Origin of the sequence: Pontibacter sp. HSC-14F20 (assembly GCF_019599265.1) — a bacterium.
Taxonomy (GTDB): domain Bacteria; phylum Bacteroidota; class Bacteroidia; order Cytophagales; family Hymenobacteraceae; genus Pontibacter.
In genome coordinates, this window is record NZ_JAHZTC010000024.1 from 45974 (window position 1) to 60002 (window position 14029).

The window sequence follows — 14029 nt, forward strand, 5'->3', positions numbered from 1 at the left end:
GGGCAAGCTATAAAGCAATACAGGTTGCTATACCTATTCCTGGGTCAGAAGCCCCAATATAGCAATCACGAGCAAGGACGCTCGCGCCATACAAAACAGAATTCAGATAAAAAGGATAAAAGCTTACTGTTTCGAAGCCAGCAGGTATAGCACTGCCATCCGGACGGCAACACCGTTCTCTACCTGGTTGAGGATAATGGAATGATGGGAATCAGCGGCATCAGAGCTTAGTTCTACACCACGATTGATTGGGCCGGGGTGCATGAGAACAATCTCCTTGTCGAGGCTGTCGAGCATCTTCTTATCGATGCCATAGTAAAGTGTATACTCGCGCAGGGATGGGAAATACTTCATTTGCTGGCGCTCCAGCTGTATGCGCAGCACGTTCGCTACATCGCACCAGGCCAAGGCTTTGCGGACATCAAATTCTACTTTCACGCCCAGCTCTCTGATATATTTGGGCAGCAACGTAACAGGACCGCATACCATGACATCGGCACCAAGTTTCTGCAGCGCAAAGATGTTGGAAAGGGCTACACGCGAATGCAGTATGTCGCCAATGATCACCACTTTTTTGCCCGCTACATCACCTAGTTTTTCGCGAATGGAAAAAGAATCGAGCAGGGCTTGGGTGGGGTGCTCGTGGGTGCCGTCGCCGGCGTTTACGATGTTAGCGTTGATGTGGCGGCTCAGGAAGTGGGGAGCTCCCGGGCTAGCGTGGCGCATCACGATCATGTCCACTTTCATGGCCAGGATGTTGTTGACCGTATCGAGTAGGGTTTCGCCTTTCTTCACGGAGCTACCGCTGGATGAGAAATTGATCACATCGGCAGAAAGTCTTTTCTCGGCCAGTTCAAACGATAGACGGGTACGGGTAGAGTTCTCGAAGAAGACGTTGGCAATAGTAATATCACGCAGCGAAGGCACTTTCTTGATGGGCCGGTTCAGAACATCTTTAAAGTTATCAGCAGTCTCGAAAATGAGTTGAATGTCTTCTGCTGTAATGTCTTTGATGCCGAGTAGATGCCGGACGCTGAGCTCTTGCATGGGTGCTTTATTCTTCGTTTTTGGTCACTAACCAGATATTGTCTTCCTGCGTGTCGGACCCTTGCCACTCCACCAGCACCCGCTGCGATTGCAGGGAGTTAACGCGCCGGCCCACATAAGTTGGCTCAATGGGCAGGTGGCGGCTATAGAGACGGTCAATCAGCACCAGTAGCTCCACATTGGCCGGGCGCCCAAAGGAAATCATGGCATCCATGGCGGCCCTCACCGAGCGACCGGTATAGAGTACGTCATCTGCTAAGATTACTTTTTTGCCTTCGATCAGGAAGTCGATGTGCGTTGCGTTGGCGGCCAGGGGCGCATCCCTTCTTCTGAAATCGTCGCGGTGGAAAGTAGTGTCGAGGTAGCCGGTTGGTACGGTGGTGCCCAGAATGGCTTTCAGGGTGCTTTGGATGCGTTGTGCCACCTGGCGGCCGCGGGGCTGCAGACCGATGATCACTGAATCAGAAAAATCGCCGTGGTTCTCGATGAGCTGGTGGCAAAGGCGCATCACCATAATCTCGAGCAACTGGTGGTTTACGATGAGTCTTTTCTGCATGGCCTGGGGTCTTGGTTGCAAATATAGGATGTTCGGCCGAATTGTTAAATTGTTAGGGGGTTAAAAGGCTAAATTGTTAAATGGTTGAATTGTTTGTTGCTGGTTGATACCATGAAAGGAAAATAATCAATCAGGCCAGGTATAAAATTTTAGCTGAACATTTATTCAGAGTCATTAATTATCCGGAAATCGAACAAATTAACTTCTAAAGCTCTAAAGATTCAACATTCAACAAATTGCCAACTAAAAACTTATCTTGTTGATGTAGAAGACCGTGCGGTTTGGGCCATCCGGTGTGCGTACGCGCTGGAAGCCGAAAGCGGCAAAGTGAGGGCCATACCAGCGGATCAAGCCTGCTATATCTGTGCTGGTGATCTTTTCTTCTTTTTCGTAGGGCAGAAGCTCAACAGATGTTTCCTTATCTGTAAACTTGTTTTGCTCCATCAGGCGGTAGACAATTTTTTCCTTATCCGGGTAGGCCATCACTACACGTCCGTCCGTCAGGGCAGCAACTTCTACTGCATGTATCAGGCTGGGGGTGAGTAAGTCGGGAAGGGGGAAGGCATTGTCCCAGAGCAGCACCCCATCTCGATCAAAGCCCAGGGCGATGGCGTGCGTGCGCTTGTAAGCCTGTGCTTCCCGTTCCAGTCCTCTGATGCGACTGTTGAAGTAGCCGCTGTTGCTGCGGAATTGGGGGAAATATATCTCTGCGGCCAATACATACCCACGGGGTGTTTCGATCAGGTCGTGGAGGAGCATGCGGTAGCGCTGCAGTGGCTCTTTGCCTTCGGCAATGCGGGCAAACTCACGTTTGCGGGTTCGCTCCTCCCGGCGTGGCTTCATGTATTTGAAGAAGTTCTGCAGGTCGAGCAGTGAGTAAAATTCACCTTCCGCTATTTTAAAAGCTACCGGCGACGTGAAAAAACCCTGCACAAAGCGCAGGTCGCGGGCGCCGTAAGTGCCTACCAGCATGCGGGAAAGCGTATCGCCGGGAGTAACCTCAGCGTTGAGCAGACTCCTGTCCTGCGGCTGCAGGATAAAGTAGTTTTGCAGTAGTTTACCGTTCTGGTCAAAGCTTTTTACCTGCAGGCGCGAAACCCGGCGATTGGTCTCGACCAGCACCACATCTACACGCCCGTGCACATGGTCGGTATGCAGGTCAGAGAAAGAAGACTCCTCGCCATACAGGGCGGGCAAAATAGTGGGCTGCGGCTTCTCGGGGTTTAGGTATAGCAGGTTTGGCTTCGTGTCGTAGTTGTTGCCAGTGATGAGAAAGTGGTTGCCGCGCAGCACATTGAATTCATAAATGTACTCTACCTTATCCAACTCGACCTCGCTCTGAGAAATAGCACCGCTGCCCAGGTGAAGCCGCACGAAGGTATAGAGCGTGGGTTTGGCTGCCTGAAAGATGAGATAGGTATAGGGGGCCTCGGTATAGTGGCGTACAAATTCGAACTCTGATTTCAGGTCCAGCTTGCTTTTCCAGACAGGCTCCAGATTGGCGTTATACTTCTCAAGAACAAAGTCAGGATTACGGGCCCATGTATCGACTTTTCGGCTGAATACCAGCAGGCTGCTGTCGGGCAGGGCCATTACCTCTACGTGGCTGGTTTCGTACTGGTAGGGCAGCTCGAGGCGCACAGGTTGCCGCGGCTCCTGTGCCCAAAGCAGGGCAGGTGCCAGCACGGCAAAGCAGAGCAGCAAAAGGCGCAGGTATGGCATGTTACAATCTTGTGCTGCCGGCAGGCAGTGGGTATAAGGCAGTTAAATGCTTTTTACTCCATTTTGTAAAGTAACGTTGTGCCAGTGTGCAGCAAGTTACCCTAGGTTAGTTGCCTAAGGCCAGCAGCATGTCAAACTCTTCGTCTTTGAGCGGCATCACCGACAGGCGCGACTGGCGTAGAAGGGCAATGTTCTCAAGGCGCGGATCTTTCTTGATCTGGTCCAGTGTTACGGGATTTTTAAATTCTCTTTCCGGCACCAAGTCTACTGCCATCCATTTCGGGTCGTCAGCAGTTGGGTCAGGATAGGCGGCTTTATCTACTTTGGCGATGCCCACAATCGCTTTTTCAGACACGCTGTGGTAGAACAGCACCAGGTCGCCGGGCTGCATTAGCTGCAGGTTGTTGCGTGCCTGGTAGTTGCGAACGCCGTCCCAGCAGGCGAGACCTTCTTTTACAAATCTGGCCCAGGAATAGGCTTCAGGTTCTGATTTTACTAACCAGTATTGCATGTGTTCAGGTATAGGTATACTAAATTGATAATCAGTTTAAACAGCTTGCTGTCTTTGTCGGCTGGTGCGTTTCAGGTACATGGTCAGTTCGCCAATGAGTAGACCGATCAGAAATCCTCCTGTAAAGCTGGCAAAGATACGTGGCACATAATCGGTATAAGCAATAATGATTGTAGCTACCAGCAGTAGCAGCATGATCAGCAGTCTTATATTGCCGGGCAGGCTGGTGAAGGCATATTTCATCCGTAGAATTAAGCTTGGTGTTTACGATAGTTTCGTCTTCTAAGGTATAGAGCCGCTTCGCCTAAGACGACAGCGAGTATGAGCCCTCCGGCAAAACCTTCAGAGAAGTTTGCCAGGCCTTTCGAATATCCAGCAAAATTATCTGAATAGATCATCGCAATTGCTACAAGCAGTAGCAAGGCATAGATGATGAGGCGGACTTTAAGCGAAAGTTTCTCTATTGGTTTTTCCATGATGCGCTAACTTAAATAGTAGCTAGTCCTGCACATCGGGCGTTACTCTCACTTTGAGCACACTATCCTTCAGCGACACCACTTCCATGGTATAGCGTTGCTCGGGGTGACCGTTGCCCTGGATATGCACGAGAACCGTATTTTTGTCTTTGAATTCCCAGATGCCGATGTGTTCTTCGAGTCCGTCAGCAGGGGCGATCACATACTGCTTTGCCACGCCCTCACGCTCCAGCGCAAAACCGGTCCGTCCTCTGGATGGTGGAAAGTCATAGGTGTTGGGGCGGTATACGAGCACATCATCCTCATCTTCTTCGTAAGAATGTAACCAGGTCTGGCCCAGGAGTTCGGCCTCTGCTTTTTTACGGCAGGTGTTGGCCAGCAGCACGAGGCACAAAACGCATAGCAGCGAAGCGTATTTCATATTTTTGTATTGATAGCGTCTTTTCAAACAACTGAATAGATAGCCAAGTTAGGGATTTCCTGCTTTATATAGAAGCCCCATTATATAAAAGGCTGCCGGGTAGGGGTGGCAAAGGTATGGCGGCTTTTTCTATCTTTGTACTTATACACGACATTGCCTTGGAAAATAAGAAAATCATAAAGCTGTTTAAGCTGGCCGCCGAGCTTATGGAGCTGCACGACGAGAATCCGTTTAAGGTACGCTCGTATGTGAACGGGGCCGCTGCGCTGGAACTGGTAGAAGAGTCATTGGCGCTAAAAAGTCAGGCCGAGCTGGAAGGTATAACCGGTGTTGGCAAAAGCATCGCTGCCCGCGTGATCGAGATAGCCGAAACAGGTTCTTTTACGGAACTGGATCAGCTGCTATCGGTAACGCCACCGGGTGTGGTGGAGATGTTGCGCATTAAAGGCATCGGCCCGAAAAAGGTACGAACGCTCTGGCGAGAACTCGGTACTGAAACGGTAGAGGAACTGCTTGACGCCTGCGAACAGGACAAAGTGAGCAAGCTGAAAGGTTTCGGAGCCAAGACACAGGAGAACATCAAACAGGCACTGCTGTTTACGCAGCAGAATCGTGGCAAACTACTCTATGCCGAGGCCGAATCAGCTGCCCAGGCATTGCTGGAGCAGGTACAACAGGCCTTGCCGGATGCTGAGGTAGCGCTGGTTGGCGATGTGCGCCGCTGCCTGGAAATTGTGGTGAAGCTGGAGCTAGTGATAGGAACTGATAATCCAACGGAAGCAGAAGCAGCCCTGAACAAACTGGACGAACTCCAGCAGGACGAGCTAAGCTCAGGGCCTATGGTATGGCGCGGTAAGCACAATGTGAGTGGCTTGGCCACTGAGATTCGTTTTGCCAGCCCGGCTAATTTCCAGAACGAACGCTTTATCCGATCCGCTTCACCAGCGCACCTGTCCCAAATATTTGCTGCCAACAAGAACATGCTCACCGTAACCCGCGAAAGCAGTCACAGTTCTGAAGAGGATATTTACGCCTCGGCAGGTATGGCCTACATTGTGCCGGAGCTCCGGGAAGGCACCAACGAGCTGCAGCTGGCTATGGAGAACAAGCTGCCGAAGCTGCTGGAGGTGTCCGACTTGAAAGGCATTCTGCACAACCACAGCACTTACTCCGACGGCGCTCATACCCTGGAGCAAATGGCGATTTACTGCCGCGACATGGGCTACCAGTATTTAGGTATATCCGACCACAGCAAGACGGCCGCTTATGCTGGTGGTTTGCGCGAAGGCGATGTGCTGCGTCAGCAAAAGGAGATTGACGAGCTAAACCAGAAGCTGGCTCCTTTCAAGATATTCAAAGGTATAGAATCCGACATTCTGGGCGATGGCTCCCTGGATTATGAAGAGGACATTCTGAAGACTTTCGATTTCATTGTGGCCAGCATCCACAGCAACCTCAATATGGATGAGCAGAAGGCTACCTCCCGTCTGATCACGGCCATCGAGAACCCTTATACGACCATGCTCGGCCACCCGACAGGGCGTCTGCTGTTGCGTCGCGAGGGCTACCCGATCAATCACAAAATGGTGATCGATGCCTGTGCTGCCAACAACGTGATCATCGAAATCAACTCCAATCCCTGGCGCCTCGACATCGACTGGCGTTGGGTGCATTATGCGCGCGAGAAGGGCGTGATGCTGAGCATTAACCCGGATGCCCACCACACCAGCGGCTACGACGACATGCGCTACGGCGTGCTGGTAGGTCGCAAAGGCGGATTGACTAAAGAAATGACATTCAATGCGAAGTCTGCAGAGGAAGTGGAAGCTTACTTCAAAACGCGGAAAGAGAAGATAAAGTAGCGAATGCCGAAGATACTTATTCTCCGTTTTTCCTCTATCGGCGACATCGTGCTGACTACGCCGGTGGTGCGCTGCATTAAGCAGCAGGTGCCGGGCGCTGAAGTGCATTACTGCACCAAGCAGGGTTTTAGAGGTATACTGGAGCCTAATCCTTACATCGATAAGGTGCATACGTTGGGCAACAGCCTAGGCGAACTGGTGCAGGAACTCAAGGCCGAGAACTTCGACTTTGTGGTAGACCTGCACAACAACCTGCGCACGCGCATCATCAAAACTAGACTAGGCAAACCATCCCAAAGCTTCGATAAACTCAATTACGAAAAGTGGCTGATGGTAAACCTCAAAGTGAACCGCCTGCCAGATGTACATATCGTTAACCGCTACCTGGCTGCTGCTGCCTCACTAGGTATACAGGATGACGGCAAAGGACTGGACTACTTTATACCTGCCGCTGACGAAGTAGACATCAACACACTTCTGGAACCTTTCCGGCAGGGGTATACGGCCTTTGCCATCGGAGCGCAGCACTATACCAAGCGACTCCCTACGGAGCGCATCATTGAGTTGTGTGCAGATCTGAAACAGCCAATTATCCTGCTTGGTGGCAAAGAAGACGCTGCTACCGGTAATGAAATTGCGGCCTACATACAGGCGGCAGGCGATGCGCAGGGAACAGTTATCTACAACGCCTGCGGAAGGTATAGCCTGGCAGGTTCGGCCTCACTGGTGCGACAGGCAAAGCAGGTGGTCAGTCACGACACAGGCTTGATGCATATTGCGGCGGCTTTTCAAAAGGACATCATCAGTGTTTGGGGCAACACTATAGCTGAGTTTGGCATGTACCCTTTCCGGACCAGGTATAAGGTGCTCGAAGTAAACGGACTGCCTTGCCGGCCCTGCTCTAAGATAGGGTATAGCAAGTGCCCAAAAGGTCATTTCAAGTGCATGCGCGATATTGATTTCAGCGCTATTGAACGGCAGCCTTTTAAGTTGTAGAGAAGCTTAGGTGTATAAATAAGCAGGTATGAAACAACATCGCCCGCACAGGTATAAACTTGTGCGGGCGATGTTGTTTTGTTAGGTATAGCTATACCAAAGGAGTTAATTTATTGGAGTGGTTTTACGGTATAGCCAGCTCTTTGCAACAACTTCAGCAGGCCGTTTTCACCGGGTAGGTGCGCTGCGCCTACTGCAATAAAGGTCGACTGCTCTTTCATGATCGCAGGCAGTTTTGTCATCCAGTCTTTGTTACGGTCGTCCGTCATATAGGACATATCGCCGCCACCGGTCAGCTCGTTGTATTCCTGCGATAAAGCCCAGATGCCTTCCAGATCTTTATCAAAATACAACTGCACGAGTTTGTTTGAAATTTGCATAGCGACATCTTTATTTTTGATGTAGGCTACAAGTTGCTCTGCCTGTTTATCCAGCGAATAGTGGTTGTACAGCAAGTCAAACTGCTGCTCCATGGTCTCAAGCGTGCTCACTTTCTTATTGCTTTTCTTGGTGTGGCTGGTAAAGTACATGTCCAGTGGCTGGCCTGTATATTTTTTCAGTACTTCCATGCCTTGGTAGTCTTTCATAGAGAGCATCAGCATCAATGTCATCGGCTTCATCTGGTCGGCCATGCTCAACTCAAACCCAAACTGGGCTTTTATTTCTTCGTTCACCAGTGCGTAATCCTCTTTGCTCAGCAGGTTCGAGAGTTTATTATCCGGCATAACCATTTTAGCTCCTAGCTGCATCATCTTTGCTGAGTCGATCTCTGTTTCTACTACCAGGCCATGACTTTCCATGAAGCGCTCCATTACTTCCGGTGTCGTGTTCAGGTAGCTGGAGTTGAGCAGGTGGTAAGTACCGTACAGGTATGAGGGTTGCTTCAAACCGTTGCCGCTGATTTCCCAGAGCAGTGATTTGGCGGAGGCAGTAGGTTGTGCCTTTGTAGTGGCTTTGGCTTGTTTTGATTTTACTTTCTGGGCCTGGCTAATAGAAGGCACAAACAGAAAAGCCAGCCAAAGAAGGCAGGCGAGGGAGTACTTTTTTGTAAGAAGCATATATAAAAGGGTGATGAAAGGTTGTTTCAGATTGAGCAGGAGATATGTAGCTTTGCAAATATAAAGGTCTCGAACAGCTTTTATGCTAAGGTCTTTTAAATATTCAAAAACCGAGTTATAATGTCCAAATATAATTTGAATTGGCAAGCCACTGACGAGCAACTGCTCGATGCTCTGCTGCTGGCAACAGGTGGCGAGGGCGGCGCTACGCTGCAGGATGTGCTGCTAATGATCGATGCGCTGGACAGCGACGTGCTGGCAATGCAAGACCTGGAACAAGGACTCGAAAAGCTGGTGTCGGCTGGCTTTGTGCTGGTACAAAAAAACAAGCTGGCTCTGACAGAGCAATTCCTGGCCAGGTATGAGGAAGCGACGCTGAACTCGGCAGAAGAAACGCCTGAAAGTCCATTGCAAAAACTGCTCTCGCAAACGCCTCTTACCGAAGCAGGTATACAGCAGGCCAGAAATGAAACGCTCAAAAAATACAAGCTTAAAAACTATTATCAACAGTACCTGGAGCAGTTCGGATAGTTCGCCGGTTTTGAGATTTAAGGTGTGGAAATCTGAAGATGATTAAAGAATGAAGCCTCAATTTCCAACTTTAAGAATCGCTATCAAGAGTTAAGGTAGAAGTCCGGTATAAAAACCGAAGCGCCGCTGAGTTATTTCAGCGGCGCTTCTTTATTCAGGTATAGAGGAATCTCTACAACCTTAGAATTTCACTTTCTAAGAAATCTTCTCAAAACCCAGGTATGGGTGCAGCACTTTTGGCATGTTGATGCCGTCTGGTGTCTGATTGTTCTCCAGGATAGCAGCTACAATGCGCGGCAGAGCCAGCGCACTACCGTTGAGTGTGTGCAGTAGCTGCGTCTTGCCTGACTCGGTTTTGTAACGCAGCTTCAGGCGGTTTGACTGGTAGGTCTCAAAATTAGAAGCAGAGCTTACTTCCAGCCAGCGGTTCTGGGCAGTAGAGTATACTTCCATGTCGTAGGTGAGGGCAGAGGTAAAGCCCATGTCGCCGCCGCAAAGGCGCAGCACACGGTAAGGCAGTTCCAGTTTCTGCAACAAACCCTGAATATAGTTGCTCATTTCTTCCAGTGCTTCATAAGAGTTTTCTGGAAGCGTGATCTGAACAATTTCTACCTTATCGAACTGGTGCAGGCGGTTCAGGCCGCGCACATCGGCACCCCACGATCCGGCCTCTCTTCTAAAGCACGGCGTATGGCCTGTATTTTTGATCGGCAGCTGCTCCACCGGCACAATCACATCGCGGTAAAGGTTCGTGATCGGTACCTCAGCCGTCGGAATCAGGTATAGGTTGTCTTCGGTGGCGTGGTACATCTGGCCGTCTTTGTCAGGCAGCTGACCAGTACCGTAGCCAGAAGCTTCGTTGACTAAAATCGGCGGCTGCACTTCCATGTAACCGGCTTTCATAGCCTCGTCGAGGAAGAAGTTGATGAGCGCACGCTGCAGACGGGCACCTTGCTTTTTGTACACCGGAAATCCAGCGCCGGAAATTTTATTTCCTAGTTCAAAGTCGATGATGTCGTATTGCTGGATGAGCTCCCAATGCGGCAGGGCACCTTCGTGCAGTTTAGGAATTTCACCGTGCTGCAGAACTACTTCATTGTCTTCTGCTGTTCTACCTTCAGGAACACTTGCGTGCGGAAGGTTTGGCAACTTGTATAGTGCTTGCTGTATTTGCTCCTCAATGGTAGCCAACTGCTCACTCAGCGATTTGGTCTGCTGCTTTAACTCGGATGTTTCTGCTTTGTGGGCTTCTGCTTTTTCGCGGTCGCCGTTTTTCATCAGTATACCGATCTCTTTTGAGATGGTATTGGCTCGGGCCTGCAGCTCATCGTGCTGGCTTTGCACCTGTCGGCGCTGCTGGTCCAAGGCTACAATAGCTTCAACCTCTTGGGCGGCATTTTTGTAGTTTTTTTTGGTAAGTCCAGCCACCACCAGCTCTGTCTGCTCTCTTAAAACGTTTAGCTGTAGCATAATTTAGGTCTTTGTATAGCTGCAAAAATATACTTTTTTAGGTTGTTAGCGGCATTTACGAAATCTTTTAAGGAAATTCTGAAACATTTTCAACAAATTACCCGCTAATATTTGTTAATTAATAAGCATTGCAATAACATTGCAGTGCAATTTATGACAGGCCCTTTCCTGAGCCTCACAAAACTCTATCGCATTCATCCATTTTCCGAATTTATAAGTAAAGCTCTCGCTGCGTTCGCCCTAGCGTGCCAAGCAGGTTAATTTAACTACCATACCACATTTATGTACAAAATTGAAGAATTGAAAGATAGGCTTCTTTCAGAACTCAAGGAAATTGCAGAAGACCTGGGTGTCAAGAATTTCAAGAAACTCAGCAAACAGGATCTGGTTTACAAAATCCTTGACCAGCAAGCCATAACCCCTCCCGACAAATTGCCAAAAAAAGTAAAGTCCTCTCCCAGTACAGCCGCCACCGGCGAAACAGAAGCTACTGAAAACACAATTACTACCAGCGAAGAGCAAACAGAACCTGCAGCCGAAGCACCAGCCCAGCCAAGACCTGCCCGCGAAGCAGCCCGCCGCGAACAAACTAGTCCGACTTTAGTACAACAGCCGGCACCCGTTAAAGACCACGGCCCGCAGCGTGAGCGTGTTACGACCCGCCGCGATAACCGTACCGAAGGAGCTAACCCACGTGAACAGCGACAGGAGCAGCGCGTAGAGCGCACAGAGGCACGTCCGGAACGCACTGAGAGAACAGAGCAACGTCCAGAGCGCAGCGAAAGAACCGAAAACCGCACAGAGCAGCGTGAGCAGCGCTCTGAGGTTGGAAATCGTGCAGAACAGCAACGCGAGCAACGTCCTGAGGTAGGAAACCGCAGCGATAGTCGCAATGACCAAAACCGTGGCGGTGATAACGCACCGCGCCGTCAGCAGAACGCGGCCGCCAGCAGCAATAACTTCCGCGAGTTTGACGGAATAATCCTAAATGAAGGTGTGTTGGAACTGATGCAGGATGGCTACGGCTTCCTTCGCTCCACGCATTATAACTACCTGGCCTCGCCAGACGATATTTATGTATCTCCTTCGCAAATCAAATTGTTTGGTCTCAAGACAGGCGATACTGTAAAGGGACAAATTCGTCCGCCGAAAGAAGGGGAGAAGTACTTTGCCCTGCTGAAAGTGGATTCTGTGAACGGACGCACGACAGAGGAAATCCGTGATCGTATACCTTTCCAGCACCTGACGCCGCTTTTCCCGGAAGAGCGTCTGAAACTGACGACCAAGCCAAGCCTGCTTTCTACCCGTATCCTCGATCTGTTCGCGCCGATCGGTAAAGGTCAGCGTGGTATGATCGTGGCGCAGCCGAAAACTGGTAAAACCGTGTTGCTGAAAGAGATTGCCAATGCCATCTCCGAAAACCATCCGGAAGTATACCTGATGATCCTTCTCATTGACGAACGTCCGGAAGAAGTAACTGATATGGCCCGTAGCGTAAAGGCAGAGGTTATTGCTTCTACTTTCGATGAAACGGCTGACCGCCACGTGAAGGTGTCGAGCATTGTACTTGACAAAGCCAAGCGTATGGTAGAATGCGGCCACGATGTGGTGATCCTGCTTGACTCTATTACGCGTCTGGCTCGTGCTTACAACACAGTGGTGCCTTCATCAGGCAAGATCCTGTCGGGTGGTGTGGATGCCAACGCGCTACACAAGCCGAAGCGCTTCTTTGGTGCTGCCCGTAACGTTGAAAACGGCGGCTCCTTGACTATTATCGCGACTGCCTTGATCGACACGGGTTCTAAAATGGACGAGGTAATCTTTGAAGAATTCAAAGGTACCGGTAACATGGAACTGCAGTTGGACCGCAAACTGGCCAACCGCAGAATTTACCCTGCCATCGACGTTCCTGCTTCAGGTACACGCCGCGAAGACCTGCTCATGGATCGCGACGAACTGAACCGCATCTGGATTCTACGCAAGTTTATGTCCGACATGAACTCCGTGGAAGCCATGGAATTCCTGAAAGACAGAATGCAGGGAACCAAGAGCAACGAAGAGTTCCTGATCTCGATGAACGGATAAGGCGCAGTTCAAATAAAAGCAGAAGAGGCTGTCCAAAAAGGGCAGCCTCTTTTTTTGCTTTTAGCCCTCTTTTGCTATTTTAGTGGGCATGAAACGCAGGAACGTTGTTTTCAAGGAGCAGGCGGGCCACCAGGTGGTCCTCTTCCCCCAGAGCATCGGCGAGCGGATCCCGGTCCACCACCCGGTGCGGCTGGTGGACCGGGTGGTGGACGAGCTCAACCTGGACCGCATCATGGCCACCTACAAGGGCGGGGGCACCAGCAGCTACCATCCCCGCATGCTGCTCAAGGTACTCTTCTACGCCTACTTCCAAAATATCTATTCCTGCCGCCGCATTGCCAGAGCGCTCTGAGGTAGATCATCCACCTGTCTGAGGTAGATCATCCACCTGTTGGAGGAGAATATCCACTTCATGTGGCTTTCGGGCGGCAGCACCCCCGACTTCCGCACCATCAACGACTTCCGCTCCCGTCGCCTCAAAAACCAGATCCAGGAGCTTTTTGCCGAGGTGGTGCGCCTGCTGCACCGGCTCGAGTACGTGAGCCTGCAGACCCAGTACGTGGACGGCACCAAGCTGGAGTCCGCCTCGGGCCGCTACACCTTTGTGTGGCGGGGCTCAGTGGAGAAGAACAAGGAGAGGCTGGAGAAGAAGATCGGCAGCGTGCTCTCCGATATCCGCCAGGCCATCAAGGAGGACGGCAAGGCGCCCGAGGAGAAAGCACCCGAGAAGGTGGATGCCCAGCGCCTGAGAGAAGAGATTCGCCAGCTCAACGAGCGGGTAAAGGAACTGGGCAAAAAGGAACAGAAGCAGGTCAAAAAGCTCGCTGAAGAGTACCTGCCGCGGCTGCAAAAATATGAAGAGCAGTTAGAAAAACTTGGGGAGCGCAACAGCTACAGCAAAACGGACGAGGAGGCCACCTTCATGCGCATGAAGGAGGATCACATGAAGAACGGGCAATTGAAGCCCGCCTACAACATCCAGATCAGCACCGAAGGCCAGCTGATCACCAACTTCTCTTTGCACCAGCGCCCGGGCGACACGGCCACGCTGATCCCGCACCTGGAGCAGTTTGCATCACACTACCAGACACAGTCCCCGGTTGTTGTGGCCGACGCCGGCTACGGCTCAGAGCAGAACTACGCCTGGCTCGAAGAGCACCAGGTAGCAGCCTACGTCAAGTACAACTATTTCCACTCGGAGCAGAAAAAGAAACACCAGCACAACCCCTTCCTGAGCCAGAACCTGTATTATAACCAGCAAGAGGACTTCTTTGTCTGCCCCATGGGCCAGCGG

13 protein-coding genes and 1 pseudogene are annotated in these 14029 nt (G+C 50.8%); 5 read left to right on the forward strand and 9 right to left on the reverse strand.

What is annotated here, in order from left to right; genetic code table 11:
* Positions 1-123: 123 nt before the first annotated feature.
* The 7 genes from K3G39_RS18350 to K3G39_RS18380 form a co-directional block, all read right to left on the reverse strand.
* Positions 124-1047 carry an aspartate carbamoyltransferase catalytic subunit gene (locus K3G39_RS18350; protein WP_220627629.1) on the reverse strand — a complete coding sequence of 308 codons (924 nt, stop codon included), beginning with the start codon at positions 1045-1047 and terminating at the stop codon, positions 124-126.
* A gap of 7 nt (positions 1048-1054) precedes the next feature.
* Positions 1055-1603 carry a bifunctional pyr operon transcriptional regulator/uracil phosphoribosyltransferase PyrR gene (pyrR, locus tag K3G39_RS18355; RefSeq protein ID WP_220627630.1) on the reverse strand — a complete coding sequence of 183 codons (549 nt, stop codon included), beginning with the start codon at positions 1601-1603 and terminating at the stop codon, positions 1055-1057.
* Positions 1604-1846: 243 nt separating this feature from the next.
* Positions 1847-3325: a hypothetical protein gene (locus K3G39_RS18360; protein WP_220627631.1), complete on the reverse strand. Its 1479-nt coding sequence runs from the start codon at positions 3323-3325 to the stop codon at positions 1847-1849.
* Between the two features lie 106 nt (positions 3326-3431).
* Positions 3432-3836, reverse strand: a complete 405-nt coding sequence (locus K3G39_RS18365) for an EVE domain-containing protein (RefSeq protein WP_220627632.1) — start codon at positions 3834-3836, stop codon at positions 3432-3434.
* A 36-nt stretch (positions 3837-3872) separates the two neighbouring features.
* Positions 3873-4079, reverse strand: a complete 207-nt coding sequence (locus tag K3G39_RS18370; RefSeq protein ID WP_220627633.1) for a hypothetical protein — start codon at positions 4077-4079, stop codon at positions 3873-3875.
* 8 nt (positions 4080-4087) lie between these two features.
* Positions 4088-4312, reverse strand: a complete 225-nt coding sequence (locus K3G39_RS18375; protein ID WP_220627634.1) for a hypothetical protein — start codon at positions 4310-4312, stop codon at positions 4088-4090.
* Positions 4313-4334: 22 nt separating this feature from the next.
* Complete coding sequence (locus K3G39_RS18380; RefSeq protein WP_220627635.1) at positions 4335-4733, reverse strand: hypothetical protein; 399 nt, start codon at positions 4731-4733, stop codon at positions 4335-4337.
* Positions 4734-4849: 116 nt separating this feature from the next.
* Here K3G39_RS18380 and polX point away from each other — a divergent pair, with 116 nt between their 5' ends.
* Positions 4850-6595 (forward strand): DNA polymerase/3'-5' exonuclease PolX, encoded by a 1746-nt coding sequence (polX, locus tag K3G39_RS18385; protein WP_220627636.1) that lies wholly within the window; start codon positions 4850-4852, stop codon positions 6593-6595.
* A gap of 3 nt (positions 6596-6598) precedes the next feature.
* A complete protein-coding gene (locus K3G39_RS18390; RefSeq protein ID WP_220627637.1) occupies positions 6599-7591 on the forward strand; it encodes a glycosyltransferase family 9 protein in 993 nt (330 codons plus the stop codon).
* A gap of 110 nt (positions 7592-7701) precedes the next feature.
* Here K3G39_RS18390 and K3G39_RS18395 read toward each other — a convergent pair whose 3' ends face one another.
* Positions 7702-8649, reverse strand: coding sequence for a TraB/GumN family protein (locus tag K3G39_RS18395; RefSeq protein ID WP_220627638.1), 948 nt, complete (start codon positions 8647-8649; stop codon positions 7702-7704).
* Positions 8650-8769: 120 nt separating this feature from the next.
* Here K3G39_RS18395 and K3G39_RS18400 point away from each other — a divergent pair, with 120 nt between their 5' ends.
* Positions 8770-9180 (forward strand): hypothetical protein, encoded by a 411-nt coding sequence (locus tag K3G39_RS18400; protein ID WP_220627639.1) that lies wholly within the window; start codon positions 8770-8772, stop codon positions 9178-9180.
* A gap of 195 nt (positions 9181-9375) precedes the next feature.
* Here K3G39_RS18400 and serS read toward each other — a convergent pair whose 3' ends face one another.
* On the reverse strand, positions 9376-10650 hold the full coding sequence (gene serS, locus K3G39_RS18405) for a serine--tRNA ligase (RefSeq protein ID WP_220627640.1): 1275 nt from the start codon (positions 10648-10650) through the stop codon (positions 9376-9378).
* A gap of 282 nt (positions 10651-10932) precedes the next feature.
* Here serS and rho point away from each other — a divergent pair, with 282 nt between their 5' ends.
* Positions 10933-12735, forward strand: a complete 1803-nt coding sequence (rho, locus tag K3G39_RS18410; protein WP_220627641.1) for a transcription termination factor Rho — start codon at positions 10933-10935, stop codon at positions 12733-12735.
* Between the two features lie 88 nt (positions 12736-12823).
* Positions 12824-14029 (forward strand): annotated as a pseudogene (locus K3G39_RS18420) (IS1182 family transposase); the annotation flags it as partial.

Bases quoted from the DNA above. Each gene is read 5' to 3' on its own strand.
- K3G39_RS18350 (WP_220627629.1), bottom strand. From the start codon at position 1,047: ATGCAAGAGCTCAGCGTCCGGCATCTACTCGGCATCAAAGACATTACA.
- pyrR (WP_220627630.1), bottom strand. From the start codon at position 1,603: ATGCAGAAAAGACTCATCGTAAACCACCAGTTGCTCGAGATTATGGTG.
- K3G39_RS18360 (WP_220627631.1), bottom strand. From the start codon at position 3,325: ATGCCATACCTGCGCCTTTTGCTGCTCTGCTTTGCCGTGCTGGCACCT.
- K3G39_RS18365 (WP_220627632.1), bottom strand. From the start codon at position 3,836: ATGCAATACTGGTTAGTAAAATCAGAACCTGAAGCCTATTCCTGGGCC.
- K3G39_RS18370 (WP_220627633.1), bottom strand. From the start codon at position 4,079: ATGAAATATGCCTTCACCAGCCTGCCCGGCAATATAAGACTGCTGATC.
- K3G39_RS18375 (WP_220627634.1), bottom strand. From the start codon at position 4,312: ATGGAAAAACCAATAGAGAAACTTTCGCTTAAAGTCCGCCTCATCATC.
- K3G39_RS18380 (WP_220627635.1), bottom strand. From the start codon at position 4,733: ATGAAATACGCTTCGCTGCTATGCGTTTTGTGCCTCGTGCTGCTGGCC.
- polX (WP_220627636.1), top strand. From the start codon at position 4,850: ATGGCGGCTTTTTCTATCTTTGTACTTATACACGACATTGCCTTGGAA.
- K3G39_RS18390 (WP_220627637.1), top strand. From the start codon at position 6,599: ATGCCGAAGATACTTATTCTCCGTTTTTCCTCTATCGGCGACATCGTG.
- K3G39_RS18395 (WP_220627638.1), bottom strand. From the start codon at position 8,649: ATGCTTCTTACAAAAAAGTACTCCCTCGCCTGCCTTCTTTGGCTGGCT.
- K3G39_RS18400 (WP_220627639.1), top strand. From the start codon at position 8,770: ATGTCCAAATATAATTTGAATTGGCAAGCCACTGACGAGCAACTGCTC.
- serS (WP_220627640.1), bottom strand. From the start codon at position 10,650: ATGCTACAGCTAAACGTTTTAAGAGAGCAGACAGAGCTGGTGGTGGCT.
- rho (WP_220627641.1), top strand. From the start codon at position 10,933: ATGTACAAAATTGAAGAATTGAAAGATAGGCTTCTTTCAGAACTCAAG.